The following is a 25,292-nucleotide window of genomic DNA, read 5'->3' on the forward strand; positions in this document are numbered from 1 at the left end:
AGCCGTCGGCGCGTCTCGGCCGGCGTGCGCTCAGGCGAGGGAGAGCGCGATGCCGTCCAGGATGTCGCTCTCGCTGGTGACGACGTCCGCGAGCTCGCCGCCCGCGGCGGCGACGTCGTCGCGCACCCGCCGCACGACCTCCGCCCAGACCAGCGCGCCCGCGCCGATGACGTCCGCGCGACCGGGGTGCATGAACCCGAGGGCGAGGCGCTGCTCGCGGCTGCGGTGCAGCAGGTCGTCGCACGCGGCGAGCACCCGGTCGACGCCCAGGACGGCGCCGTGCACGGCGTCGCGCCGGTACTCGGCCAGCCCCAGGGCGTGCGCGGTCACGGACGTCACCGAGCCGGCGAGGCCGACGAGCGTCGTGGTCCGGCCGAACGGGACGGTCCGGGCGGCCGTGTCGAGCGCGGCGCGCACGTCGGCGCGCGCGGCCTCCACCTCGGCCGGCGCCGGCGGGTCGGAGTGCAGGTGGCGCTCCGTCATCCGCACCGAGCCGACGTCGAGCGAGAGGGCGGCCTCCGGCGTCGTCGTGCCGAGCACCAGCTCGGTCGAGCCGCCGCCGAGGTCCACCACCAGGTACGGCCCGGGGTGCTGCGAGGCCACGCCCGCGGTGGCGCCGCGGAAGGAGAGCTCCGCCTCCTCACGCCCGGAGACCACCTCGGGGTCGACGCCCACGGCCGCGCGGACGCCGTCGAAGAACTCCCGCCGGTTGCGCGCGTCGCGCGTGGCCGACGTCGCCACGAAGCGGACCCGCGTGGCCCCTGCCTCGGCGATCACCGCGGCGTACTCGCGCGATGCCTCCAGCGTCCGCGCCAGCGCCTCCGGGGCGAGCTCGCCCGTGCGGTCCACGCCCTGGCCGAGGCGCACGATGCGCAGCCGCCGGTCGACCTCCGTGAGGGTGCCGCCGGGCGCGACGTCGGCGACCAGGAGGCGGATGGAGTTGGTGCCGCAGTCGATCGCGGCGACCCGGGTCGACGTGGAGGGTGCGGAGGGCGCGGGGCGTTCGGTCACGGGCGACACGATCTCATCCGACACCGACGCCACGCCTCTCGGGACCGGGACGTGTGACGGACGTCGTTCAGCAGCTGCAGCGGTCGGGCCGCCACTGGTCGCGCACCAGCGCGAGCGCCTCGTCGCCGAGCGGGTTCACGCCCGGACCGGCGGCCAGCGCGTGGCCCATGAGGACGTGGACGCACTTGACGCGCGTGGGCATGCCACCGGCGGAGATGCCCTCGATCTCGTCGACCTGCCCGAGCTCGGCGCGCCGCGCCAGGTAGTGCTCGTGCGCCCGGCGGTACGCGTCCGCGAGCTCCTCGTCCTCGGCGAGGCGCGCCGTCATCTCCTTCATCACGCCGTCCGCCTCCAGCCGCGAGGCGGCCGCGACCGCCCCCGGGTGCGTGAGGTAGTACGTGGTCGGGAACGGCGTGCCGTCGGGCAGCCGCGGCGCGGTGCGCACGACGAGCGGGCGACCGCACACGCAGCGCGCGGCGATGCCGACGACGCCGCGCGGCTCGCGCCCGAGCTGCTCGGCGAGCACCTCGAGGTCGCGCTCGGTGACCACGGTCGGGTCGGCGTCGCCGACGGGGGCGGAGTGGTCGGTCATAGGGGCGGTCCTCGGGGCGTTCGCGGGCGGGGCAGCCCCCATTCTCCCCCGGGCCCGGCCCCGGTCGCGCCGCTGCCGGGGTGCGCCCGCTCACCACTCCGCGAACGAGCCGTCGGCGTGCCGCCACACGGGGTTGCGCCACCGGTGCCCGACGGCGGCCCGCTGGCGCACGTAGTCCTCGTCCACCTCGATGCCGAGGCCGGGGCCGCGCGGGATCTCGACGGACCCGTCGGAGTAGGCGAAGACGGTCGGGTCGACGACGTAGTCGAGCAGGTCGTTGGAGGTGTTGTAGTGGATGCCCAGGCTCTGCTCCTGGATCACCGCGTTGTACGCGACGGCGTCGAGCTGGAGGCAGGCGGCGAGCGCGATCGGCCCGAGCGGGCAGTGCGGGGCGACGGCGATGTCGTAGGCCTCCGCCATCGCCGCGATCTTGCGCACCTCGGTGATGCCGCCGGCGTGCGAGAGGTCGGGCTGGATCACGTCGACGACGCCGGACGTGATGACGTCCTTGAAGTCCCACCGCGAGTACAGCCGCTCCCCCAGCGCGATCGGCGTGCTCGACGCGCGGAGCACGTCCGCGATGCCGTCGACGTGCTCGGACAGCACCGGCTCCTCGACGAACATCAGGTGGTACGGCTCCAGCGCCTCGAGGAGGACGCGCGCCATCGGGCGGTGCACGCGCCCGTGGAAGTCGACGCCGATGCCGACGTCGGGCCCCACGGCCTCGCGGACGGCGGCGACGTTGGCGACGACCTTCTCGACCTTGTCCCGGGTGTCGAGGTACTGGAGCTCCTCCGGGCCGTTCATCTTCACGGCGGAGAAGCCGCGCGCGACGGCCTCCCGCGCGGCCGCGGCGGTCTCGGCCGGCCGGTCGCCGCCGATCCACGAGTACACCTTGATGCGGTCGCGCACCCGCCCGCCCAGCAGCTCGTGCACGGGGACGCCGAGCGCCTTGCCCTTGATGTCCCACAGCGCCTGGTCGATGCCGGCCAGCGCGCTCATGTGGACGCCGCCGCCCCGGTAGAACCCGGAGCGGTACAGCACGGTCCAGTGGTCCTCGATCTGCCGGGGGTCCTTGCCCACCAGGTAGTCGGACAGCTCCTCGACGGCGGCCGCGACGCTCGCGGCACGGCCCTCCAGGACGGGTTCTCCCCAGCCGACGATCCCCTGGTCGGTCTCGATCTTCAGGAAGAGCCAGCGGGGCGGGACGACGAACGTCGTCAACGACGTGATCTTCACGGCTTGCCTTTCAGCGTGTGACGCGTGGTCAGTGGTCGGTGTGGTCGGCCCAGACGCGGACGAGCTCGGCGGCGCGCGCGGCGACGGTCTCGGCGGCGTCGCCCGGCCGGTACAGCGAGGTGCCCAGGCCCGCGCCCGCCGCGCCGGCGCGCGCCCACTCGCCCAGGTTCGTGGCGTCGACCCCGCCCACCGGGACGAGCGCCGTGCCGGTCGGCAGCACGCTCGCCCAGGCGCGCAGGCCCGACACCCCGACCGCGGAGGCCGGGAAGAGCTTGACGGCCGTGGCCCCGGCGTCGAGCGCGGCGAACGCCTCGGTGGGCGTCGCCGCCCCCGGGTAGCTCTCCAGCCCGAGGCGCACCGTCTGGGCGACGACGTCGGGCCGCGTGTTCGGCGACACGACGAGCGAGGCTCCGGCGTCGGCGGCGCGGCGCACGTCCTCGGGCGTGAGCACGGTGCCCGCGCCGACCCGGGCGTCCGGGCCGGCCGCGTCGCGGATGCGGCGGACCGACGCCCACGGGTCGGGAGAGTTGAGCGGCACCTCGACGGCGTCGAACCCCGCCTCGAGGACGGCGGTCGCGACGTCGACGGACTCCGGCGGCGTGATGCCGCGCAGGATGGCGACGAGGCCGGTGGGTCGGTGCGTCATGAGGTTCCTTCCTCCGTGCTGGGCAGGGTCGTGGGGTCCTGCGGGGTCCGGGCGCCGGCCACGAGCCCGGCGTCGCGGGCGACGCGCGACAGGCCGCGCACCGCGACGTCCTCCCCGGCCGTCCGCACCGCGGCGCCGTGGCGCTCGAGCGCCCGGCGGTAGCGCCGCGCGGTCGCGGGTGACGCGCACACCGTGACGAGCGCGGCCGGGTCCGCGCGCAGCGCGTGCCGCACCTCCGAGCCGACGAGGAGGCCCGACACGTAGTCCGCCACCTGGGCAGGCCGGAGCGCGCCGGCCATGACCAGGGTGCGGGCCGTGAACAGCAGGGCCGCCAGCCCGCGCTCGTCCCCCCGCCGCGCGTCGGTGTCGAGGCCCCGGTCGAAGGCCTCCTGGTCGACGGCATCCCGCCCGGCCGCCGGGTCGCCGTGGGGGCCGTCCTCGGCGAGGCGGGCCAGGATGCTGTCGCGCAGCAGGAGGCCGTACAGCTCGCCGGTCATGACGGTGGCGAAGCCCGTGACGCGGTCGCCGTCGAGGCGCACCCACTTGGAGTGCGTGCCGGGCAGCACCGCCGTGGCGAGCGGCGCCCCGCCCTCCTCGCGGGTCTCCTCCAGCGCGCCGAGCAGCTGCACCTCCTCCCCGCGCAGCACGTCGGGGTCCGGTCCGACGACCCGCAGGCCGGGCACCAGGTGCACGACGGAACCGGCGGCCGGCACCGGCGTGAGGTGGTCGGCGAGCCGCGAGAGCCGGGCGGGCACGTCGAGGTACCCCGCGTCGGCCCAGCCGTGGTTGGAGCCCACCATGCCCGCGCCCAGCACGGGCAGGTCCGGGTGGCGCTCGAGCCAGGGCCCGCACAGGCGCGCGAACGTCCGCTCGAACGCGGCGGCGCGCTCGGGCGCGGAGCCGGTGCCCGCGGAGCAGCGGAGGGTGCCGTCGTCCGTGCGGACCTCGTCGAGGACACCGCCCGCGGCGTCCAGGAGCCAACCGCGGAAGCTGGAGGTGCCCCAGTCGAGGGCGACGAGCGCTGCGTCGCGCCGGGGTGCGTCATCGGCCATGATCGGGAACGGTAGGCAGCCGATCCCGACTATGAGAACCGCGTCCCTATTATCGGGATACGCTCCTCGCCGTGAGCCCCTCCGCCTCCCCGGACGCCCCGACGCCCCCTCCCGGGGCCCGGGCCGGCACCCGCGCCCCGGCGGCGCCCCCGCCCCCCGGCACGCAGACGCTGGCCCGCGGCATCGCCGTCGTCGACGCCGTCGCGCGCGGACACGGACGCCTGCGCGACATCGCCGCCGAGACCGGCGTCGGCCGCAGCACCACCCACCGCCTCCTGCAGCTGCTGCTCGCGACCGGCTACGTGCGCCAGCTCGACGACGGGCGGTACGCGCTCGGCCCGGCGCTCATCGAGCTCGGCTACCAGGCGCTGCAGGAGAACCCGGTCGCCGACGTCGCGGCCGGGCCGCTCCGGGCGCTCGCCGCCCGGGTCTCGGACACCGCGCACCTCGCCATCGAGGACCGCGGCCAGGTGCTCTACCTCGACAAGATCCCCGGCACCCGCGGCGCGGAGATGCGTTCGCGGGTCGGGCACCGGATGCCGCTCACGCGCACCGGGGTGGGCAAGGCCCTGCTGCTCGACCAGCCCGAGCGGTGGCGCGAGCAGTTCGTCGCCGAGCGGCGCGTCGGCGGGGACGCCTCGGACGGCCCCGCGGCGGACGTGCTCACGCCCGACGAGTTCGTCGCCGTCATGGAGGCGTCCGCCCGCCGGGGCGTCGCGTTCGACCTGGAGGAGAACGAACCCGGCATCCTCTGCGTCGCCGCGCCCGTGCGCGACGCGTCCGGCGCCGTCGTCGCCGCCGTGAGCGTCTCCGCCACCCGCCCGTACATGCCGCCCGCGCGGGTGGAGTCGCTCGTGCCCGTCGTGCTCGACGCCGCCGCGGCCGTCGCGGCCGGGCTCGGCCACCGGCCGGGCGGTCGCTGAGCGCCGCGTCGTCCGGCGCCGCTCAGCCGGCTCCGGGCGACGGTCTTCCCGAGCCGCCGGGCTCGGGTTCGTCGTCGGTGGCGTCGTCCGTGCCGGCGGGGCCGTCGGCCACCCGCACCGACTCCCAGACCGACTGGTACCAGGGCACGCTCGGCCCGGTGGACGTCCCCACCGGGCCGGACCCGACGGCCTCGCCCGTCACGGGGTCGACGTCGTCGTCCCCCGCCGCGTCCGGGTCGACCACGCGCCACACCTTGTCGGCCGGCATGACGAAGCTCAGCCGCGACCGCGCCTGCTCCTCGACGTACGACCGGTCCTCCCAGCGACCGAGCTCCACCTCCAGACGGTCGCGCTCCGCCCGGTTCTGGGCCAGCTCGGTGCGCAGCCGGTCCAGCTCGTGGGCCTGCGACACGGCGCCGCGCACCGTCGGCAGCAGCAGCACCACCGCGAGCAGCACGACCACCGACAGCACGATGAGCCGGACGGTGAGCACCTCCGGCAGCACCAGCCCGTAACGGCTGCGGCGCCGGTCCTCGCGCGCCGGCCCCGCCGGGCGACGCGACCCGCGTCGCCCGCTCGCCGTGCCCTTGCCGGCGCTCGCGCCGGAGCCCCTTCCGGAGCCCTTGCCGGAGGCTGGGGCGGCGCCCTTCGCGCTGCCGGCGCCCTTGCTCGTGCCGTTGCTCGCGGCCTTGCTCGTGCCCTTCGCCGGCGCCTTGGGCTTGGTGCCCACCGACGCGTTCGACGTCGTCGTGGGCCGTGCGGAGCCGCCGCGCGCCCCCGAGGGCCGCGACGCCGGGCGGCGGGCGGCGGGCGAGGTCGGGCGACGGGCAGGCACGCCCCGATTCTGCCGAGCCGCACCGCCCGGGCCGGGGACCGTCGTCGGCGCGCCCGCGAGCAGACCCGCCGAGGTAGTCCGGATCGCGCCGAGGTAGTCCGGATCGCGCCGAGGTAGTCCGGATCGCGCCGAGGCAGTAGGTGGGACCACTACCTCGGCACGGCTCGTACTACCTCACGGGACGACGACGGCCGGTCGCCCCCGAGGGAGCGACCGGCCGTCGTCGTGCGGCGTCCGGGGGCGTCAGCCCTGGAAGCGCGGGAAGGCCGAACGGCCGGCGTAACGACCGGCGTCGTCCAGCGCCTCCTCGATGCGCAGGAGCTGGTTGTACTTGTTGATGCGCTCGCCGCGGGCGGTGGCACCGGTCTTGATCTGGCCGGCGTTGGTCGCGACGGACAGGTCGGCGATGGTGGTGTCCTCGGTCTCGCCGGAGCGGTGCGAGGTCATCGTCGTGAAGCCGTTGCGCTGCGCGAGCGTGACGGCGTCGAGCGTCTCGGTGAGCGTGCCGATCTGGTTGAGCTTGACCAGCAGCGAGTTGGCGGCCTTCTCCTCGATGCCACGGGCGAGGCGCTCGGGGTTGGTGACGAACAGGTCGTCGCCGACGACCTGCACCTTGTCGCCGACCTCGGAGACGAACTGCGTCCAGGCGGCCCACTCGTCCTCGGACAGCGGGTCCTCGATGGAGACGATCGGGTAGTTCGCGACCAGGCCCTCGTAGAGCTTGATCATGTCCTCGGTGGAGTGCACCTCGCCGTTCTTGAAGTGGTACGCCCCGTCCTTGAAGAACTCGGTCGCGGCGACGTCCATCGCGATGGCGACGTCGGAGCCCGGCGTGAAGCCCGCCTTCTCGATCGCCTCGACGATGAGGTCCAGGGCGGCGGAGTTCGACGGCAGGTCGGGGGCGAAGCCGCCCTCGTCGCCGAGGCCCGTGGAGAAGCCCTTGCCCTTCAGCACGCTCTTGAGCGCGTGGTAGACCTCGGTGCCCGTGCGCAGGGCCTCCTTGAAGGTCGGCGCGCCGATCGGCGCGATCATGAACTCCTGGAAGTCCACCGTCGAGTCGGCGTGCGACCCGCCGTTGATGATGTTCATCATCGGCACGGGCAGCACGTGCGCGTTCGGGCCGCCCACGTAGCGGAACAGGTCCAGGCCGGCCGACTTGGCGGCAGCCTTCGCGACGGCGAGCGAGACGCCCAGGATCGCGTTGGCGCCCAGCTTGCCCTTGTTCGGGGTGCCGTCCAGCTCGATCAGCGTCTGGTCGATGATGCGCTGCTCCTCGGCGTCGTAGCCGATGAGCTCGGGGGCGATGTCGTCGATGACGGCGTTGACCGCGCCCTCGACGCCCTTGCCCAGGTAGCGCCCCTTGTCGCCGTCACGACGCTCGACGGCCTCGAAGGCGCCGGTCGAGGCGCCCGACGGGACCGCCGCACGGGCGAACGTGCCGTCGTCCAGCGCGATCTCCACCTCGACGGTGGGGTTGCCGCGCGAGTCGAGGATCTCGCGTGCTCCAACGGCTTCGATGCTTGCCACGGGCTGCTCCTTCAGACGGGGCTCGCGGGCGACCGCGCGGCAAGGCCCAGGCGAAGGTGCCCGGGGCCGCTGACGCCCGCGACGGTGCTGGGTTGACCCGCCCAGCCTAGACCGGCGTCCACCCGGTGGCTCCCTCGACCACCCAGCGGTCACGGTCGCGCCGATAGCGTGGACCCCGTGGACAGCGTCTGGGACTTCCTCGGCTCGTACTGGTGGCTGATCTTCTTCGTCGGCCCGGCCGTCGGCGGTGCCGCGCGGGGCATCTCGAGCTGGGACCGGCAGCGCCGCCAGGACAAGCTCGAGATGTACCGCATCAAGCACGGCGCCCCGCCGCCCGCCGCCCCGGCCGCGCAGGCCGACGAGGAGGCCCTGACCAGCGAGATCGAGCGCACCGTGGCCGCGCACGACGCGACGCAGCAGCGCTGGCTGGCGTACGAGCTCGACGCCGTGAAGTCGCTCGAGTTCCCGCTGATGTCCGACATGCGGGAGCAGGTCACCGTCGACTTCCACCGCGCCCGCCGGGCGGCCGAGGACCTCCGACCCGACGACCTGGACGAGCTGCGCGACCGCCGCCGCCTCGACCGCTACCGCGACGCGGTCCGCGAGATGCAGGTCCGGTTCGACGTCGCGGAGCGGGAGGCGAAGCGGCGCCGTGCGTCCGACTTCTCCCCCGCCGAGCGGCAGGCCCTCGACCGGGCGAAGAAGCTCCTGGCGATGGCCGACGACGAGGGCTCGTCGCAGGCCGAGCGGCAGTCCGCGTACCGGCGGGCCATGAAGGAGCTCGAGGGGATCGTCGTGCTGCCCGACGCCGCCACCGACGCGCTCGAGCAGCGCATCGCGGGCGAGCTGGGGCGGGCCGCGGGCGACTGACCCGCCCGGGCCGGCACCGGTCAGCGCTCGTCGGGCAGCTTCTGCCGGGCCTCGCGCCGCAGGGGCGGCGCGAGCGCGTCGCCCATCCGGTCCAGGAAGGCGCGGACGGCCGCGGGATCCGCACCACCGGCGTGCTTGAGGGCGATGCCCACCGGCTTGCGGACCACCGGGTCGGGATCGGTGTGCAGCAGCTCGACGAGGCGCAGCAGGTCGGCGATCCCGGCGGGGTGCGGCGGCCGCGTGTACGCCAGCGGCGCGGTCAGCGCCGTGCGGCGGCGCAGCGGGTCGTCCGAGCGGGCGAGGTCGAACAACGGCTCGCGGGAACGGTCGCGCAGGTAGAGCCCGACGACGCGCGGCGCCGCCCGGTCGACCATGTCCCACGTGTCGATGCGGTCGTGCCGGTCGAGGTAGGTGCGGTACCGCGCCTCCCGCTCGGCGTCGGTGACGCGCGGGCGCCGGACGGCGAAGTCCAGCACGCAGAACGCGGCGAGCCGCGGCTCGTAAGCGGGCTCGTCGAGCAGGCGGTGCACCTGGTCCAGCGGCATCGCGGCGTACCGCTTCGCCACGTCGAACAGCGTGCCCATCCGGACGCCGAGCACCTCGCCGCTCCCGGCGTAGTGCCGGTTCGGGTGCGCCGCCGGGTCCGCGACGGCGTGCAGGTCGGCGACGACGGCGTCGGCGGTGAGGTCCACGGGACCACGGTAGGGACCCGGGCCGGCACCTGCCCGGCGCGCGCGGTTCAGGCGGCCGGCGTCGGCGCGGCGCCGACCGTCAGCGGCTGGGCTGCGCCACGTCGGGGACGTCGGGCGCGCCGGTCGCGGCCTCGACGTCGGGCCGGGGCGGCCGCGCCACCAGCTCCAGCAGGGCGATGAGGACGCCCGCCACCAGCGCCGTGCCGATGATGAGCCCCGGGGTGGGGCTGCCCGCGAGCAGCAGCACCAGTGCAGCGAGGACGATGATCGCCACGCGGACCACGGTGCGGTACCGGCCCAGCCAGTCGCCCACCGGCCCGGTCGAGACCCCGCGCCCCTCGCCGTAGTCCCGCAGCCGCGCGAACCCGCGGCCCGCGCCCGCGCGCAGCGACCGAGCCGATGCGCTGCTCCCGCCCAGGTACGCGACGATCGCGACCACGAGGCCGAGCACGCCGACCGTGCGCAGCGTGACCCGCAGGAACGACACCACCTGGTCGAACAGCACCTCGGCCGCGTCCAGCCGCAGCACCACGTCCTTCAGGGCGTCGAGGTAGATCCCCCGCGCGATCGCGAGGCCGACGGCGAGCACCACCATCGCGGCCGCCAGCGCCAGGCCCGCGACGACCAGGGCGCGCGCCTTGTGCCGTGCGACGAGCACGCCCGCGGCCAGCAGGCCGAGCGAGATCCAGGGCAACCACGTCCCGAGCGCCACGACCTGCGCGTACCGGTTCTGCACCTGCACGAGCTGCGACGTCTGCATGAGCGTGAACGTCGCGTTCACCTCCGGGATCCGGGCCGCGATGCCGAGACCCCGGTCGACGAGCCGCTGCTTGAGCAGGTCGATCATGCCGGAGAGCTGGATGGTGAGCTGGCCGTCCTGCCCGATCTGCAGCAGCTCCCCGCCCTCGCCGCGCATCGTCGCGACGAGCTGCTGGTGGGCGACCCGGTTGGCCTGCACCCAGGCGTCCTCGAACGCGTCGCTGGTCACGACGCCGTCGGCCGCGCGACGCACGAAGGACTCGACGCCGCTGGTCAGCGGGCCCTCGAGCTGGGTGAGCGCCTCCGTCGCCCGCGGCCCGACCCCCCGCTCCTCCAGGCCGTCGACCACCGTGCCGACGATGGCGTTCACGTCGATCTGCTCCATCACGACGTCGGTGAGCCGGCCGGCGACGGCGCCCTGGATCGCCGGGTCCGAGGCGATCGGCCCCACCGTGGCGACGTACCGGTCCGTGTCGGTGAGCGTGCGCTCCGCCCAGGCGGCCACCACGGCGACGGGCGCCAGCAGCGCGCCGAGGACGACGAGCACGACGGCGGCCGCGGCCCGGCCGCGGTGGCGCGGCTCGCGGGACGCCGCCGGCGCCGCGGCCACGACGACGGGCTGGCCGCCGACCGCCGCGAGCCGCGCGCGCAGCTCGGCGTTCTCGCGCTCGAGCGCGGCGAGCCTAGCCGCCGCGTCGCCCGGCACCCCGGTGCCGCCGTCGTCGATCGTGCCGCTCATCGCGTCCCCGTCCGCCGCCCCGTGCCCGGCCCGCGGGTCGCGGGCCCTCGCGGAGGGCGCGGCCAGCCCGCGCCGCGCCGTCCGCTCCTCATGCTAGGAACGGAAGCCGCGCTCCACCTGGCGGGACGGCAAATCCACCCGGGTGCGGCACCAGCGCTCATTCCCGGCGCCCGCGTGGGTCGACCCGTCATGACGACCGCCCCCGAGCCCCGCCTCGACCCGCTGCCCGGTCCCGCCCACCTGCCCGAGACCGCCCGCCGTCTCGTCGCCGAGCCCCACGTGGCACACCTGGCGACGCTGCTGGCCGACGGCTCGCCGCACAGCGTGCCGCTGTGGGTGGCGTGGGAGGGCGACCACCTCGCGTTCCTCACGGGCCCGCGCTCGCAGAAGGCACGCAACGTGGGGCGCGACCCGCGCGTCGCCGTGTCCGTGACGCACACCGAGCGTCCCTGGGAGATGGCCATGCTGCGCGGCCGCGTCGTTCAGGTGCTCGACGGCGACCGCGGGTGGGCCGTCGTCGACAGGATCGCCCGCGTGCACACCGGTGCCGATTACCCGCGCGGGGAGGAGCGTGTCGCCTTCCTCGTCGACGTGGAGCACGCCGCCGCGCAGTCGTTCGGCTGACGGGGCGAGCACGTCGAGGGCCACCGTGTCCCGGCCAGGGGTTGTGCCGCGCCGCCAACGGTCATATGTTAACGGCGAATCACAAGTGAACGGCCAATCACATCCGGATGGGCCGCACGTCTCTGGCCGGCGTCGACGACGATGCCGCAGCGCGGTCCATCCCCGTCGGAAACAGGTGGTCCCGTGAGCGAGATGAAACGACGCACCCTCTTGACGCTGGGAGCCGCGCTCGGCTTGTCCGGCGCGGTCGCCCCCGGGGCGGCCTGGTCCTGGTCACCGGCCAGATCGTTGTCGGGCAGCGGCACCGGCGTCGACCCGCTGTGGGTCTGGGACGACGAGATCGACGCCATCATGGCCTCCGTCGTCGACACGGGCCAGGTGCCCGCCGTCAACCAGGCCATCGGCGACTGGGTCGACAACGACGACCCCGTCCCCGCGGGCCTGCCGGCCGACCTGGCCGGCTTCCTGCAGCGCTCGACGCGCCTGCCCGACTGGGCCGACCGGGACAAGCTGCGCCTCGCCGCCGACTTCAACCGGCGCAAGGACCTGTACCTCTTCCTCATCTACGGCCTCGGCGGCGGCATCATGAGCACCGTCATCCCGCGCGAGGCGAAGTCCGTGTACTGGTCCAAGGGCGGGGCCGACATGCAGGACCGGGCGGCGAAGACGTTCACGTTCGGCTACGACCTCACCGACCTCAACGCCTACGAGCCCGACGGCCAGATGATCGTCACGGCGAACAAGACCCGCATGGTGCACGCGGCCGTGCGCCACCTCCTGCCCCAGTCCCCGTACTGGAAGGCGGTCGCGGACGAGACGATCCCGATCAGCAACATGGACATCCTCGTCACCTTCCACAGCACCGGCACCTTCGCCCACCAGACCATGAAGAAGTGGGGCATCAGGATGTCCGCGGCGGAGGAGGAGGCGTTCCTGCACCACTGGCAGGTGGCGCTGCACTTCCTGGGCGTCATGGACGAGTACATCCCCGCGACCTGGGCCGACGCGCACGCCCAGTCCGAGCAGGTGCTGACGCCGTTGCTGGCGCCCACGCCCGAGGGCAAGGACCTCGCCGAGGTGCTCCTCGGCCTCACCGCCCAGGTCGACCTCGGCGTCACGCGCGGGTTCCTCAACGAGTTCGTGGTCTACCAGCTGGGCGAGGACGTCGCCGAGTGGTTGAACCTCAAGCGCGACCCGGCCTCCCGCGCCCTCATCCGCAGCGTCTGGCCGGCATACATCAAGTTCCGCGAGGGCCTCATCCCCGTCGCGCCCGTGTCGTTCCGCCTGTTCGACCAGTTCGTCAAGGCGCTCGGCATGGCGTTCCTCAACAAGGGCGAGTCGGGCAAGACCACGCCCATCACCATCCCCGACGGCAACCGCCCCGGCGTCTGACGCCCCCGCCGAGGTGGTCCCCGTGCCGGGGACTACCTCGGCGACCCGGTGCCGACGCTCGCCGCGGCGGACACCTCGCCCAGGACGACCGCGTCGATGAGCTGCCGCGCCCACGCGAGCACCTCGGCGCCGCGCAGCGGGCGGCCGCCGATGCGCGCCGTCGTCGGGAAGGGCACGAGGAAGGCGCGGATCGCGGGCTTGAGGATCGTGCCCGGGTACAGCCGCTTGAGGCGCAGCTGCGCCGACTCGGCGAGGTCCACCGGCGCGAACCGGACGAACTTGCCCTGCGCCGTGACGTCCGCGAGGCCCGCACGGCGGGCGTGGTTGCGGAAGTCGGCGACGTCGAACAGGGCGGAGGCGACCTCGGGGAGCTTGCCGTAGCGGTCCACCAGCTCGGCCCGCACCTCCGCGAGCGCGGTCGCGTCCTGTGCCGCGGCGATCTTCTTGTACGCCTCGAGGCGCAGCCGCTCGGTCGCGATGTACGACTCGGGCAGGTGGGCGTCCACGGGCAGCTCGATGGTGACCTCGGGCTGCTCCTCCTCGCGCTCGCCGCGGAACGCGGCCACGGCCTCGCCGACCATGCGCACGTACAGGTCGAAGCCGACCCCCGCGATGTGGCCCGACTGCTCGCCGCCGAGCAGGTTGCCCGCGCCCCGGATCTCCAGGTCCTTCATGGCGATCTGCATGCCGGCGCCGAGGTCCGTGTGCGCGGCCATCGTGGACAGCCGGTCGTGCGCGGTGTCGGTGAGCGGCCGCTCCGGCGGGTACAGGAAGTACGCGTACGCGCGCTCGCGGCCACGGCCCACGCGCCCACGCAGCTGGTGCAGCTGGGACAGGCCCAGCACGTCCGCGCGCTCCAGGATCAGCGTGTTGGCGTTGGAGATGTCCAGGCCGGTCTCGATGATCGTCGTGCAGACCAGCACGTCCAGCTCCTTCTCCCAGAAGGCGCGGATCACCTGGTCGAGCTGGTGCTCGCTCATCTTGCCGTGCGCGACGCCGATGCGGGCCTCGGGCACGAGCTCCGCCAGCCGCGACGCCGTCTTCTGGATGGTCTCCACCTTGTTGTGCACGTAGAAGACCTGGCCCTCGCGCAGCAGCTCGCGCCGGACCGCCGCCCCGATCTGCTTCTCCTCGTACGCGCCCACGTAGGTGAGCACGGGGTGGCGCTCCTCCGGCGGGGTGGCGAGGGTCGACATCTCGCGGATGCCGGTGACCGCCATCTCGAGCGTGCGCGGGATCGGCGTCGCGGACATCGCCAGCACGTCGACGTTGGTGCGCAGCTGCTTGAGCGTCTCCTTGTGCTCCACGCCGAACCGCTGCTCCTCGTCCACGATCACGAGGCCGAGGTCCTTGAACCGCACCGACCCCGTGAGCAGGCGGTGCGTGCCGATGACGATGTCGACGGTGCCCTTGCCGAGCCCCTCCACCGTCTCGGCCGACTCCTTGTCGGACTGGAAGCGGGACAGCGCCCGCACCGTCACGGGGAACCCGGCGTACCGCTCGGAGAACGTGTCGAAGTGCTGCTGCACCAGCAGCGTCGTCGGCACCAGCACGGCCACCTGCTTGCCGTCCTGCACCGCCTTGAACGCGGCGCGGATCGCGATCTCCGTCTTGCCGTAACCGACGTCGCCGCAGACCAGGCGGTCCATCGGCACGGCCTTCTCCATGTCGGCCTTGACCTCGTCGATCGTCACGAGCTGGTCGGGCGTCTCGACGTACGCGAACGCGTCCTCCAGCTCCCGCTGCCACGGGGTGTCCGGGCCGAAGGCGTGCCCCTGCGTGGCCATGCGCGCCGAGTACAGGCGGATCAGCTCGCCCGCGATCTCCTTGACGTGCTTGCGGGCGCGCGCCTTGGTGTTCTTCCAGTCCGCGCCGCCCATCTTGGACAGCGACGGCGCCTCGCCGCCCGTGTACTTGGTGACCTGGTCGAGCTGGTCCATCGGCACGAACAACCGGTCGCCCGGCTGCCCGCGCTTGGACGACGCGTACTCGATGACGAGGTACTCGCGGGTCGCCGCGTTGGCGCCCGCGCCGAGCGTGCGCTGCACCATCTCGACGAACCGCCCCACGCCGTGCTGCTCGTGCACCACGTAGTCGCCGCCGCGCAGCTGCAGCGGGTCGACGACGTTGCGCCGCCGGCTCGGCATCTTGCGCATGTCGCGGGTGGTGGAGCCCTGCCGCCCCGTGAGGTCCGACTCGCTGAACACCGCGAGCTTCAGGTCGGTCGCGACGAAGCCCTTGCCCACCAGCGCCGGCGCGACGAGGACGACGCCGCCCTCGGGCTCCTCCCCCAGCTCGGCGACCATGCGCGCCGCCGTGTCCTGCGCGGCCAGCTGCTCGACCATGCGCTTGGCGGGCCCGTGGCCCTCCGTGGTGAGCAGCAGCCGCCAGCCCGCGCGCTGCAGCGTCTGCACGTCGTCCAGCGCCCGCTGGAGGTCGCCGCGATAGGACTCGACATCGCGCGCGCCGACGGTGAAGGTCGTGACGCCGTCCACCTCGGCCTCGGGCTCCGTGCCCTCGTCACCCCCCGCGTCGAGCGCGAACGACGACAGCGTCCACCAGCCCAGGCCACGGCGGGCGGCGACGTCGCGCACCTCCGTGAACGTCTCGAACGACGCGGCGGACAGGTCGATCGGCGCGGCCCCACCCGCGACGGCGCCCGTCCAGGCGGCGGCGAGGAACTCCTCGGTGGTGGCGACGAGGTCGTGCGCGCGGCGGCGGACCCGCTCGGGCTCGTCGATGACCAGCAGCGCGTCGTCGGGCACCAGCTCCAGCACCGGCACCATGCGGTCCACGAGCACCGGCGCGAGCGACTCCATGCCCTCGACGGCGACGCCCGCGGCGAGCTTGTCGAGCATCTCGATCGCGCCGGGCAGGCGCTCCACGAGGCCCGCCGCGCGCTCGCGCACCGTGTCGGTGAGCAGGATCTCGCGGCACGGCGGGGCCCACAGGCCGTGCTCGGCGATCTCGAGGGAACGCTGGTCGGCGACCGCGAACCAGCGGATCTCCGTCACCTCGTCGCCCCAGAACTCGATGCGCAGGGGGTGGTCCTCGGTGGGCGGGAAGACGTCGAGGATGCCGCCGCGCACCGCGAACTCGCCGCGGCGCTCCACCATGTCCACGCGGGTGTAGGCGCCGCCCACCAGGCGGTCGGCGACGTCCGTGAGGTCCGCCGTCGAGCCGGTGTGCAGCTCGACCGGCACCAGCTCGCCCAGCCCCTCGACCACCGGCTGCAGCAGCGCGCGGGCGGGCATGACGAGCAGGCGGACCGGGCCGGTCTGGCCGGGCTCCGGGTCCGGGTGCGCGAGCCGGCGGAACACCGCGAGCCGCTTGGCGACCGTGTCCGCGCGGGGCGACAGCCGCTCGTGCGGCAGCGTCTCCCACGACGGCAGCACCGCGACGTCGTCGGCGCGGTCGTCAGGCAGGTAGGCCCGCACGGAGGCGGCGAGCTCGTCGGCCTCGCGGCCCGTCGCGGTGACGACGACGAGCGGCCGCCGCTCGGCCGCCGCCGCCAGCAGCGGGGCACGCACGCCGACCGGCCCGACGACGTCCGCGAAGCCGCGCGCCCGGACGTGCTCGAGCGCGGCAGCGGCGCCGGGGTCGGCGAGGAGGGCGGGGACGATGCCGGTGAGGTTCATGCGGGTCCTTCGGGCGGGGTCTGCGGCGCGGCAGTCGTGTGCGGGCACGACGACAGGCCCAGCTCTCCCCGGGACGCACGGGGTTCTGGGGTCACTGGGCCTCGGAACGGTGCGACCGGCGGGGTGCCGGGCGTGCCGCACCAGACTACGCCGACCCTCCGACGTCGCCCCGCGAGGCAGCACGGACCCTGCCGAGGTAGTACTACCTCGCGGGATCTCGTACTACCTCGCGGAGAGCCGTACTACCTCGCGGAGACCGGTACCACCTCGGCAGATGCGGGACCACCACGCGGTCTCGGCACTGTGTCCGGAGTCAGCTCCCCGGGATGCGGCTGGTGAGGTCCTCGGGGAGCTGGTCGAGGATGCCGTCGGGCAGGCGGTCCAGGAGGTCCTCGCAGGAGACGGGGTCGCCCGCCTGGCACTGGCCGCCGAGCTCCTGGAGCTGGTCCGCGTCGCCGAGGGTGCCGGCGAGGTCCTGCAGGTCGCCGAAGGAGAGGTCGCCGGTGAGCCCGCCGAGCAGCAGGTCGGGGACGGACAGGTCCGTCTGCGTGAGCTGCTCCGCCTCGTCCAGGGCCTGCTGGATGTCGTCGCCGTAGGTGTTCCAGAGCCACAGCCCGGCGATGACCACGAGCGCCGTGAACACGACCTGGATCGAGCCGAACGCGATGCCGGTCTTGGCCATGCCCCGCCCGCCCGAGCGGCGGCGACGGGTCCGGTCCAGGCCGATGCCGCCCAGGATGATCGCGAGCACGCCCACCAGCGGCACGACGAAACCGAGGATGCCGGTGACCAGCGCCGCCACCGCCGTCGGTTCCGTGCCGCGCCGCGCGGGTTCGGGGGCGGCACGGCCCGGGCCCGCGGGTCCCCCGTGCGCGGCCGCGGGAGCCGCGCCCCACGGCGTCGGGGCGGCCGCGCGCTGCGGAGCCGGCTGCGGCGCCGGGGCGGCGGGCTGCTGCGGCGCCGGGCGGGCCGGCGGCGCGTGCGGGGCGGGCGTCGCGCTCGGCGCCGACAGCGACCCGACCGGACGCGAGGACGTGCGCCGCGGCGGCGCGGCGTTCGGCAGCACCGCCGTGCCGTCGTCGTACCCGCCGTGCGCCTGCGACGGCGGCAGCACCTGCGTGCCGTCGTCGTACCCGCCCCACCCCTGGGTCTGCGGCAGCACCGCCGTCCCGTCGACGTACCCGCCGAACTCGTGCGCGGACGGCAGCACGGTCGTGCCCTCGTCGTACCCGCCCGTCGGCTGCGCGGCCGGCAGCACCGTCGTGCCCTCGCCGCCTCGCGACCCGATCGCCTGGGTCGGGGGCAGCACGCCGGTGCCGTCCTCGCGCGGCGGGATCGCCTGGGTGGGCGGTGCGTCGTGGGGGTCGTACCCGCGCGGGTGGCTCATGGTCCTCCTGGGTCGTGGTGGGCGGCATGGTCGGCGTCATGGTCGACGTCACGGTCGGCCTCGGCCTCGTGGACGGTCCGGCCCTGCGTCCGGTCCGCGATGCTACCCACCCGCGGCGGCCGTGCGGGCGTCCCGACCGGCGTCTTCGCCGGACCCCCACACGACCGGCAGCCGGCGGCCCCACCTGCGCGGGCGGGGCCGCCGGCCGGCGCGCAGGACTACCTCCGCGCGGCGGTGACCGGCGCCGAGACCGCCGTGACGTCGTCCAGCCCGCGGGCGTGCGCCGTCACCTCGACGCTCACCTCGTGCCCGACGTCCGCCCCGCCGACGCGGTAGGTGGAGCCCGCGACGGAGAGGAGCACCTCCGGCTCGGCCGTCCCGCGCAGCACCTGACCGGTGAGGTCGAGCAGGCGTGCGAGGTCGGTCAGGGCGCCGAGGGGCCGACGCACGGGCTCGCCGTCGCGCAGCCACCGGTACGTGTACCGCACCCGCTCGCCGTCGGGCGCGGTCCACTCCCCCGGCTCGGCCACGAGGACGGCGCCGGGCGCGGTGCCCTTCCGGTCGTCGGTGACGACGGCCGGGGCCGCGACGTTCACCAGCCCCTCGGGCTCGGGCTGCACCGCCGCCACGAGCCTCCCGACGCCCCACCGGGCGGTGGACTGGTAGCCCGTGCCCGTGGGGTCGGCCCAGTCGCGCACCGCGGTGCGCGCGCCGGCCGTGCCGTCGTTGACCTGGAAGTCGAGCCCGTGGAAGGTGCCCGCGCCCCCGGTGCCGAGCAGGTCGACCGCCGCCTCGACGACGTAGCCGCCGTCCACCGTCGCGGTGGCCGACGTCAGGCGGGCGGCCTGCGCGGCCTCGTCGCCGGTGCCGAACGACGTGACGTTCTCGGCGCTGATGCGGATCTGCGTGTCGACGTCCCGGTAGGAGCCGTTCTTGGCGTTGCCGGCGTCGAGGAAGATCTCGACCGAGTCCTGCACCCACGGGTCGGAGCCGCTGACGTCCACGGTCGGGTCGGCGACCTCCGCGAGCACGTACAGCGTGTCGCCGGACCAGAGCGTGCGCACGGTCGCCGTGGCGCCGCCCTCGCCCTCGATCTGCCGGTCGGTGGTCACCGCGGACGCGTCGGCCCACGCCTCGTCCACCGTGCCGTCGACCTGCGGCGGCGTCGTGGCCTCGGCCACCTCGAGGTAGCTCAGCTCCTCCAGGAGGGTGAGGGTGCCGAGCGAGCCCGGGGTGTTCCAGCCCGACGTCGTCGCACCGTCGGCGACCTGGACGTCGAGGCCCGCGGTGTCGCCCTGGGCTGCGCCCGCCAACGGCAGGTGCGCGACGACGACGTATCCGCCGTCGACCGCCTCGACCACGGCCGCCGCGCCGTCCGGCCCGGTCACCGTGCCGTCCCGCCCGACGGTGGTCGTCGCGCCGTCGACGTCGAAGGTCACGGCGTCGTCGCCTCCGGTGCCCACCGTCCCGTCCGTCACCCGCACCTGCGCGGTGAGGTGGTCGGGCGCCCAGCGGAGCTGGAAGTCGGCCACGACCTCGCCGCTGCCGTCCGCCGTGACGATGTGCCGCGGGAGGCGGTCCCACACGGCCGACGACGCGGCGTCGGCGTCGAGCGGCACGTCGCCGGCGAAGACGCGGGCAGCCTTGAGGCGCGGCGGGACGTCGCCGTCGACGGCGCCGACGTAGGCCGGCTTGGCCTGCCGGTCGCGGTCGAAGAGCAGCGGCCCTCCGCTGTCCGCGCGCCACGACCGGTCGTCGGTGAGGCCCCAGACGGTGACGGAGTACAGGTCCTGCGCGTGCTCGCGGAACATGCGGAACGCGTCGCGGTACCAGTACCCCTGCTCGACGAGGTTCGCCTGGGTCTCGGGGGTGCCGGTCGTGACGTCGAGCTCGGTGACCGCCTGCGTGACGGGCAGGTCGGCGAACCGCTCGACGGCCGCCTCCAGCTGCCCCACCGGCATCGACAGCGAGACGTGGAACTGGTGGCCCACGCCGTCCACCGGCACGCCCCGGGCGAGGAGCCGCTCGACGAGCGCGAGGTAGCGGTCCTGCTTGCCCGACTGCTCGGTGTTGTAGTCGTTGATGAACAGCGCCACCGGCCGGTCGGCGCCCTCGGCCGCGTAGGTGTGGTTGAACGCCTCGTCGGCGTACCCGAACGCGAGGTCGATGAAGTCCTCGCCGAGGATCCGGTACCACTCGCTGCGTCGCAGGCCGTCGTCCGGGTCGCTCGTCGCGCCGTCGTTCACCACCTCGTTGACGACGTCGAAGGCCGTGAGCGGGTTGTCGCCGCCGAACTGCCCGTACCGCTCCGCGAGCCAGCCGGCCACCGAGAAGACGTGGGTGCGCAGCCGCTCGCGCAGCACCGCCCGGTCGGCGTCGGACGTCGTCAGCGGCGTGCCGTCCTCGGCCTGGAAGAACCACTCCGGCGTCTGCGAGTGCCACACGAGCACGTGCCCGTACACGCGCAGGTCGTGCTCGGCGGCGTAGTCCATCAGCGCCACCGCCTGCGGGTCGGGGCGGAACGTGCGGTCGTCGGCGTACCAGGCCTCGGGCTTCATGTGGTTCTCGGCCGTGATCTGGTCGAAGTGGCGCAGCAGCAGCTCGGAGGCGTCGCCCGTGGTCTCGCGCTGGTCGATCGCCACGCCGACGGGGAAGTCCACCGTCTCCTTGACGCCGGTGAGGTCCTGCACCGGCGGGGACGTGCGCTCGCCGCCCGTGACGACGAGGTCGTCCACGAGGAACGACGGGTGCGCGCCGCCGACCGGCGCCGCCTCGACGTAGAGCTGGGCCGCGGTGAGGTCGGCCGGCATCGTGTACGTGCCGCCGACGCGCACCCAGCCGTCGGCGGTCGCGTCGACGGCGCCGCCCACCCAGGTGTAGGCGTCCCCGCCGGCCGAGGTCTCCTGGACCGTGAAGTGCACCGCCGCGCTGCCCGCCGTCCCCGCCGGGAGCTTCACCCAGGCCTCGACGTCGTAGTCCCCGCCCGCGGCGAACAGGCCGCCGACGGCGGTGGCCGGGCCGTTCCACTCGGCCGTCCGCCCGGTGACGGACAGCGCCCCGGCGCCCGTCCGCGCGTCGTCCGAGATCTCGAGCGTGACCGCGCCCCGCGGGCCCCACGGGTCGTAGGACGTGTCGAAATCGTTTTCGAGAACGACGGAGTCGTCCCCCGCCGCCATGCTCGCGCCCACGACGCCGGTCACCACCGCGCCGCTCGCCATCACCGCCGCGGCCGCCGTACCGGCGACCGCCCGTCTCACCCGCTGCCTCATCGTCGCTCCCTCGCGATCGGTGGGGCCCTGGCGACGGCTCGGCCGGCGCCCGGGGCCGACGGCGCGTCCGCGCGCCGTCGGGCACACCGTAGGGCGCCGACGACATTAAGGGCAACGGCTGAACGAAACTTCCTACCGCGCGACCAGGAGGGGCAGCGCCATCGACACGTCGAACGACTCGAAGTCGCTCGGGTCGAGCTGGGAGACCAGCGCGACCGCGAAGACGAGCACCAGGACCCACACGACGACGCCGACCGCGCCGAGCACGATGCCGGCGATCGCCAGGCCCTTGCCCTGCTGGCCCGTGCGGTTGATCCGCGACAGGCCGATGATCCCCAGCACGATCGGCACCACCGCCAGGCCGAGGATGCCCGTGACCAGCGCCGCGATCGACCACCCGTCCGTCCCCGCCGACGGTGCGTACGGCTGGGCGTACGGCTGGGCATACGGCTGCGCGTACGGCTGCTGCGGGGAGGGCTGCGCGTACGGCTGGGCCGGGGGCTGCTGCTGGTACGGCTGCTGCGGATATCCCGGGGGCTGCTGCTGCGGATACCCCGGCGGCGGCTGCTGCACCCCGGGCTGGTTCGGGTCGGGGGGCGGGGCGGCCCCCGGCGACGGGGTGGCTCCCGACGGCGGGGGCTCCGCGGGCTGCCGGTACGGGTCCGGGGGCGCGGGCGGTCCCACCCCGTCGGGCCGCGCGTCCGCACCGGGTTCGCCCGGCCGCGGCTCGTCGGGGCCCGGCTGCGTGCCGTCGTCGTGAGTCATGGGTTCCTCCTCGTCGGCGAGGCGCGACGGCCGGGCCGGCCGCCCCCGCTCCTCCCACTATGCCGGAGGACGCGGGCGCAGGCGGGTTCACCTCACCGTTCACCCTGGGGACCCCTCCCCGCAGCGCACCGGGACTGCCATCCTGAGAGCGGCGGGCCCGGCCAGGGACCAGGCCCGCCACCACCGTCCGGAGGAGGCAGCATGCGGGTCGTCGTCGTCGGGGGCGGGATCATCGGGCTCGCGACGGCCGCACGGCTCGCCCGCCGCGGCGACGACGTGACCGTCCTCGAGAAGGAGCACGAGCTCTCGTGCCACCAGACGGGCCGCAACTCGGGCGTCATCCACTCCGGCCTGTACTACGCGCCGGGCAGCCTCAAGGCGCGCCTCGGCACCGCGGGGGCCGCGTCCATGACGCGGTTCGCCGCCGAGCACGACGTGCCCGTCGCCGTGACCGGGAAGCTCGTCGTGGCGACCGACGCCGGCGAGCGCGACCGGCTGCGCGCCCTCGCCGAGCGCGGCACCGCCAACGGAGTGCCCGTGCGCGAGCTGGACCCCGTCGAGGCGCGCGAGCACGAGCCCGAGATCGCGTGCGTCGGGGCGCTGCGGGTGGAGACGACGGGCGTCGTCGACTACCGCGCCGTGTGCGCCGTCCTCGCACGGCAGGTCGCCGAGGCCGGCGGCGCCGTCCTGCTCGGCCGCGCGCTGCGCGGCGCCCGCACGGTGGGCACGCAGGTGCGGGTCGACGTCGAGGAGGTCGGCGAGCACGCCGGGTTCGAGCTCGTCGCCGACGCCCTCGTCGTGTGCGGCGGCCTGCACGCCGACCGGCTGGCGCAGGCCTGCGGCGTCGACCCCGGGGCCCGCATCGTGCCGTTCCGCGGCGAGTACTTCGACCTCGCCCCGCGCGCCGCCGACCGCGTGCGCGGCCTGGTCTACCCCGTGCCCGACCCGCGGTTCCCGTTCCTGGGCGTGCACCTCACGCGGGGCGTGCACGGCGACGTGCACGCCGGGCCCAACGCCGTCCTCGCCCTCGCCCGCGAGGGCTACCGGCGGCGCGACGTCGCCTGGCGCGACGTCGTCGACGCCGCCTCCTGGCCCGGCCTCTGGCGGCTCGCCGGGCGCAACCTCGTGCCCGGCGCGGCCGAGGTGGCCCGCTCCGCCTCTCGCACGCTGTTCGCCGCCTCCGTCGCACGGCTGCTGCCCGGCACCACCGCCGACGACCTGCACCCGGCCCCCGCCGGCGTCCGCGCCCAGGCGCTGCACCGCGACGGGCGGCTGGTGGACGACTTCCTCGTGCGCACCGCGCCCCGGCAGGTGCACGTCATCAACGCGCCCTCGCCCGCCGCCACCGCGTCGCTGGAGATCGCGCGGCACGTCGAGGCGGAGCTGGACCGCACCATGGCGGCCATCGGGTGACGCGCCCGGGACGGCGGGCCGGGTGACCGACCGGCGACGCCGCGGCCCGGTCGCGCTCGCCGTGTCCGCCACGTCGGCCGGCCTGCTCGCCGCCCTCTTCGCGCTGGCGGTGCTGACCGAGCCGGGACAGCGCGCGGACGTCGCGGGTCTCGCGCTCCTGACCGCGCCCGAGCCGATCCTCGCCGGCGCAGCGCGTCTGGTGCGCGCGCTCCTGCCGGTCGTCGCGGCGGGCGTCCTCGTCGCGGTCCTCGTCGTGGCGGTGCGGCGGCGAGCGGGCGGGCGCGCCCTCGTCGTGGGCGGTCTCCCGCTCCTCGTCCTCGGCCTGGCGACCGTCCTGCGGGACGTCGTCCTGCCCCGGCCCTTCCTGGGTGCCCACGGCTACCTCCACAACACCTTCCCGAGCGCCCACACGGCGACGCTCGCGGCCTCGTGCGTGGCCGTGGTCCTCCTGCTCGGTCGCCGCCCGGGCGGGTGGGTGACGGCGACGCTCGCGACCTCCGTGCTCCTGGCCGCGTGGGCCAACGTCGCGACCCAGGCGCACCGGCCCAGCGACGTCGTGGGAGCCCTGCTGCTGGTCGGGGTCGTCGCGCCGTGGGCGGTGCTGGCGAGCCGGCCGGGCTCGCGAGACGGTCAGCCGTCCCCCGAGTCGACGAACCGGAGGTAGTCCTCCCGGGCCCGCGCGTCCGGGACGTCGAGGCGCAGCGCCTTCTCCCCGGCGTCGGGCAGCCCCCGCCGGAGCGCACGCTCGATCCGGCGTTGCGCGACGGCGTGCCCCACCAGGGCAGTCGCCGTCATCCATGCCCCCGGCCGGGCGGCGGTGTAGAGCCGGCCGCCGCGGTGCGGGTCGCCGGGCAGGTCGGGGACGCCGCGGCGGCGGTCGAGCGCGGCGGCGGCGCCCCGCAGCGCGCTCGGTGCCCGCAGCCCCGTGCCACCCATCGACCCACCGCCCGGGCCACCGAGCACCCGCGCGGCGCGGTCGACGACGAGCGCCACCGGCGCATCGATCCGCATGGCCCGGGCACGCGGGCCGACCTCCTGCCGCGCGCCGTCGCACGCCGCGACGGCGCCGGCGATGTCGACGAGCCACAGGAGCCGCCCCGCACCCGCCTGAGCCGCGTGGAACGCCAGCACCAGGACCGAGTCGACCGGGTCGAACGTCGGGACGTCCCGTCCGCCGCCCAGCGCCACCGTGCGGCGCCGGGCGATCATCGCCTCGGGGTCGGTGCGGAAGCTGCGACGCAGCCCGTGCGGCACGGCGAAGTCCCAGTGCAGGTCGAGGTGCACGCCGAGGGGCCCTCGCATCGCGTACTCAGCGCGCCGCTCGCGCGCCATGAGGGGCCAGTTGCGGTCGACGCCCGTGCAGCCTGCCGCGTCCAGCGCCTCGACCGCCGCCCGGAAACCTGCCCGCGGCACGTACAGGTCGAGGTCGTAGTACTCCCGCATGTCCGGCGAGGGCCAGAGCGCGGCCGCCGCCGGCCCCTTGGCCACCACCCACGGCACCCCGGCGCGGTCGAGCGCCGCACCCAGGACGGCCAGCTCGGCGAGCGCCCCCAGGTGGCGCACCACCTGCTCGTCGCGAGCGCGCCGCAGCGGCGCACGCCACGGCTCGGGGCAGTCCGGGCGGCCCGCGACGTGCTTCGCCACCGCGGGCAGGATCCGGTGGTCCTGGGCGGCGTCGGCCAGGAGCTCGAGTCGTATGCCGTCGAGGGGGACGGGCGTGGCGCGTGGCGGCGGACGATCGGAGGGCGCGACGGAGTCGAGCAGGATCTGCGCCAGCGGGCGGCGCACCGTCGGTCGTGCCCCCATCCCGGCAGGATAGGGAGCGCTCGGCGACGGTGGGGCGTCGGCAGCGGGCGAATTCTCGCCCGGACCGTCCTCCTGCCGCCCCGGCGCGGCTAGCGTGTGTGAGGCCGGGCCGG

The 25,292-nt window shown here is 75.2% G+C and carries 20 protein-coding genes; 6 read left to right on the top strand and 14 right to left on the bottom strand.

Annotated features, from left to right (window positions below; genetic code table 11):
* Positions 1-30: 30 nt before the first annotated feature.
* The 5 genes from ACFQ80_RS02135 to ACFQ80_RS02155 all read right to left on the bottom strand — a co-directional run bounded on the left by ACFQ80_RS02135 (position 31) and on the right by ACFQ80_RS02155 (position 4,540).
* Entirely contained in the window at positions 31-1,011 is a 981-nt protein-coding gene (locus ACFQ80_RS02135) for an exopolyphosphatase (RefSeq protein ID WP_430562380.1), read from the bottom strand.
* A gap of 67 nt (positions 1,012-1,078) precedes the next feature.
* On the bottom strand, positions 1,079-1,603 hold the full coding sequence (locus ACFQ80_RS02140) for a DUF501 domain-containing protein (RefSeq protein WP_430562381.1): 525 nt from the start codon (positions 1,601-1,603) through the stop codon (positions 1,079-1,081).
* 90 nt (positions 1,604-1,693) lie between these two features.
* Positions 1,694-2,842, bottom strand: coding sequence for a galactonate dehydratase (dgoD, locus tag ACFQ80_RS02145; protein WP_430562382.1), 1,149 nt, complete (start codon positions 2,840-2,842; stop codon positions 1,694-1,696).
* A gap of 28 nt (positions 2,843-2,870) precedes the next feature.
* Complete coding sequence (locus tag ACFQ80_RS02150; protein ID WP_430562383.1) at positions 2,871-3,488, bottom strand: 2-dehydro-3-deoxy-6-phosphogalactonate aldolase; 618 nt, start codon at positions 3,486-3,488, stop codon at positions 2,871-2,873.
* Positions 3,485-4,540, bottom strand: a complete 1,056-nt coding sequence (locus ACFQ80_RS02155; RefSeq protein ID WP_430562384.1) for a 2-dehydro-3-deoxygalactonokinase — start codon at positions 4,538-4,540, stop codon at positions 3,485-3,487. Before ACFQ80_RS02155 ends, ACFQ80_RS02150 begins: the two co-directional genes overlap by 4 nt.
* Before the next feature lie 71 nt (positions 4,541-4,611).
* Between ACFQ80_RS02155 and ACFQ80_RS02160 the strand changes: the two genes are divergently transcribed.
* Entirely contained in the window at positions 4,612-5,463 is an 852-nt protein-coding gene (locus ACFQ80_RS02160) for an IclR family transcriptional regulator (RefSeq protein ID WP_430562385.1), read from the top strand.
* A gap of 22 nt (positions 5,464-5,485) precedes the next feature.
* Here the strand turns inward: ACFQ80_RS02160 and ACFQ80_RS02165 are convergent, their stop codons facing one another.
* A complete protein-coding gene (locus tag ACFQ80_RS02165; RefSeq protein ID WP_430562386.1) occupies positions 5,486-6,298 on the bottom strand; it encodes a septum formation initiator family protein in 813 nt (270 codons plus the stop codon).
* 243 nt (positions 6,299-6,541) lie between these two features.
* Positions 6,542-7,825: a phosphopyruvate hydratase gene (eno, locus tag ACFQ80_RS02170; protein WP_430557988.1), complete on the bottom strand. Its 1,284-nt coding sequence runs from the start codon at positions 7,823-7,825 to the stop codon at positions 6,542-6,544.
* A gap of 177 nt (positions 7,826-8,002) precedes the next feature.
* On the opposite strand from eno, the gene ACFQ80_RS02175 reads away from it, so the two are divergent.
* Positions 8,003-8,695 (top strand): hypothetical protein, encoded by a 693-nt coding sequence (locus ACFQ80_RS02175; protein ID WP_430562387.1) that lies wholly within the window; start codon positions 8,003-8,005, stop codon positions 8,693-8,695.
* A 20-nt stretch (positions 8,696-8,715) separates the two neighbouring features.
* Here ACFQ80_RS02175 and ACFQ80_RS02180 read toward each other — a convergent pair whose 3' ends face one another.
* Together ACFQ80_RS02180 and ACFQ80_RS02185 are read right to left on the bottom strand one after the other, a co-directional pair.
* A complete protein-coding gene (locus ACFQ80_RS02180; protein ID WP_430562388.1) occupies positions 8,716-9,387 on the bottom strand; it encodes a DNA alkylation repair protein in 672 nt (223 codons plus the stop codon).
* Between the two features lie 79 nt (positions 9,388-9,466).
* On the bottom strand, positions 9,467-10,885 hold the full coding sequence (locus tag ACFQ80_RS02185; protein ID WP_430548822.1) for a hypothetical protein: 1,419 nt from the start codon (positions 10,883-10,885) through the stop codon (positions 9,467-9,469).
* A gap of 189 nt (positions 10,886-11,074) precedes the next feature.
* Between ACFQ80_RS02185 and ACFQ80_RS02190 the strand changes: the two genes are divergently transcribed.
* Entirely contained in the window at positions 11,075-11,509 is a 435-nt protein-coding gene (locus ACFQ80_RS02190) for a TIGR03618 family F420-dependent PPOX class oxidoreductase (protein ID WP_430548821.1), read from the top strand.
* 192 nt (positions 11,510-11,701) lie between these two features.
* The gene (locus ACFQ80_RS02195) at positions 11,702-12,901 is read left to right on the top strand and encodes an oxygenase MpaB family protein (protein WP_430562389.1); all 1,200 of its coding nucleotides are present in this window, start codon (positions 11,702-11,704) and stop codon (positions 12,899-12,901) included.
* A 32-nt stretch (positions 12,902-12,933) separates the two neighbouring features.
* Here ACFQ80_RS02195 and mfd read toward each other — a convergent pair whose 3' ends face one another.
* The 4 genes from mfd to ACFQ80_RS02215 form a co-directional block, all read right to left on the bottom strand.
* Complete coding sequence (gene mfd / locus ACFQ80_RS02200) at positions 12,934-16,539, bottom strand: transcription-repair coupling factor (protein ID WP_430562390.1); 3,606 nt, start codon at positions 16,537-16,539, stop codon at positions 12,934-12,936.
* A gap of 313 nt (positions 16,540-16,852) precedes the next feature.
* Entirely contained in the window at positions 16,853-17,926 is a 1,074-nt protein-coding gene (locus ACFQ80_RS02205) for a DUF4190 domain-containing protein (RefSeq protein WP_430562391.1), read from the bottom strand.
* A gap of 218 nt (positions 17,927-18,144) precedes the next feature.
* Positions 18,145-21,195 carry an endo-1,4-beta-xylanase gene (locus ACFQ80_RS02210; RefSeq protein WP_430562392.1) on the bottom strand — a complete coding sequence of 1,017 codons (3,051 nt, stop codon included), beginning with the start codon at positions 21,193-21,195 and terminating at the stop codon, positions 18,145-18,147.
* A 132-nt stretch (positions 21,196-21,327) separates the two neighbouring features.
* A complete protein-coding gene (locus tag ACFQ80_RS02215) occupies positions 21,328-21,960 on the bottom strand; it encodes a DUF4190 domain-containing protein (RefSeq protein WP_430548816.1) in 633 nt (210 codons plus the stop codon).
* 201 nt (positions 21,961-22,161) lie between these two features.
* On the opposite strand from ACFQ80_RS02215, the gene lhgO reads away from it, so the two are divergent.
* Positions 22,162-23,373 carry an L-2-hydroxyglutarate oxidase gene (lhgO, locus tag ACFQ80_RS02220; RefSeq protein WP_430562393.1) on the top strand — a complete coding sequence of 404 codons (1,212 nt, stop codon included), beginning with the start codon at positions 22,162-22,164 and terminating at the stop codon, positions 23,371-23,373.
* A gap of 22 nt (positions 23,374-23,395) precedes the next feature.
* Positions 23,396-24,037 (top strand): phosphatase PAP2 family protein, encoded by a 642-nt coding sequence (locus ACFQ80_RS02225; protein ID WP_430562394.1) that lies wholly within the window; start codon positions 23,396-23,398, stop codon positions 24,035-24,037.
* Here the strand turns inward: ACFQ80_RS02225 and ACFQ80_RS02230 are convergent.
* Positions 24,004-25,179: a nucleotidyltransferase family protein gene (locus ACFQ80_RS02230; protein ID WP_430562395.1), complete on the bottom strand. Its 1,176-nt coding sequence runs from the start codon at positions 25,177-25,179 to the stop codon at positions 24,004-24,006. The genes ACFQ80_RS02225 and ACFQ80_RS02230 overlap by 34 nt on opposite strands.
* Between the last annotated feature and the right edge of the window lie 113 nt (positions 25,180-25,292).

The organism is Isoptericola sp. NPDC056578 (assembly GCF_042793275.1).
Taxonomy (GTDB): Bacteria; Actinomycetota; Actinomycetes; order Actinomycetales; family Cellulomonadaceae; genus Isoptericola.

Bases quoted from the DNA above. Each gene is read 5' to 3' on its own strand.
- ACFQ80_RS02215 (WP_430548816.1), bottom strand. From the start codon at position 21,960: ATGACTCACGACGACGGCACGCAGCCGGGCCCCGACGAGCCGCGGCCG.
- ACFQ80_RS02150 (WP_430562383.1), bottom strand. From the start codon at position 3,488: ATGACGCACCGACCCACCGGCCTCGTCGCCATCCTGCGCGGCATCACG.
- mfd (WP_430562390.1), bottom strand. From the start codon at position 16,539: ATGAACCTCACCGGCATCGTCCCCGCCCTCCTCGCCGACCCCGGCGCC.
- ACFQ80_RS02190 (WP_430548821.1), top strand. From the start codon at position 11,075: ATGACGACCGCCCCCGAGCCCCGCCTCGACCCGCTGCCCGGTCCCGCC.
- ACFQ80_RS02155 (WP_430562384.1), bottom strand. From the start codon at position 4,540: ATGGCCGATGACGCACCCCGGCGCGACGCAGCGCTCGTCGCCCTCGAC.
- ACFQ80_RS02140 (WP_430562381.1), bottom strand. From the start codon at position 1,603: ATGACCGACCACTCCGCCCCCGTCGGCGACGCCGACCCGACCGTGGTC.
- ACFQ80_RS02210 (WP_430562392.1), bottom strand. From the start codon at position 21,195: ATGAGGCAGCGGGTGAGACGGGCGGTCGCCGGTACGGCGGCCGCGGCG.
- ACFQ80_RS02195 (WP_430562389.1), top strand. From the start codon at position 11,702: ATGAAACGACGCACCCTCTTGACGCTGGGAGCCGCGCTCGGCTTGTCC.
- ACFQ80_RS02185 (WP_430548822.1), bottom strand. From the start codon at position 10,885: ATGAGCGGCACGATCGACGACGGCGGCACCGGGGTGCCGGGCGACGCG.
- ACFQ80_RS02230 (WP_430562395.1), bottom strand. From the start codon at position 25,179: ATGGGGGCACGACCGACGGTGCGCCGCCCGCTGGCGCAGATCCTGCTC.
- ACFQ80_RS02205 (WP_430562391.1), bottom strand. From the start codon at position 17,926: ATGAGCCACCCGCGCGGGTACGACCCCCACGACGCACCGCCCACCCAG.
- lhgO (WP_430562393.1), top strand. From the start codon at position 22,162: ATGCGGGTCGTCGTCGTCGGGGGCGGGATCATCGGGCTCGCGACGGCC.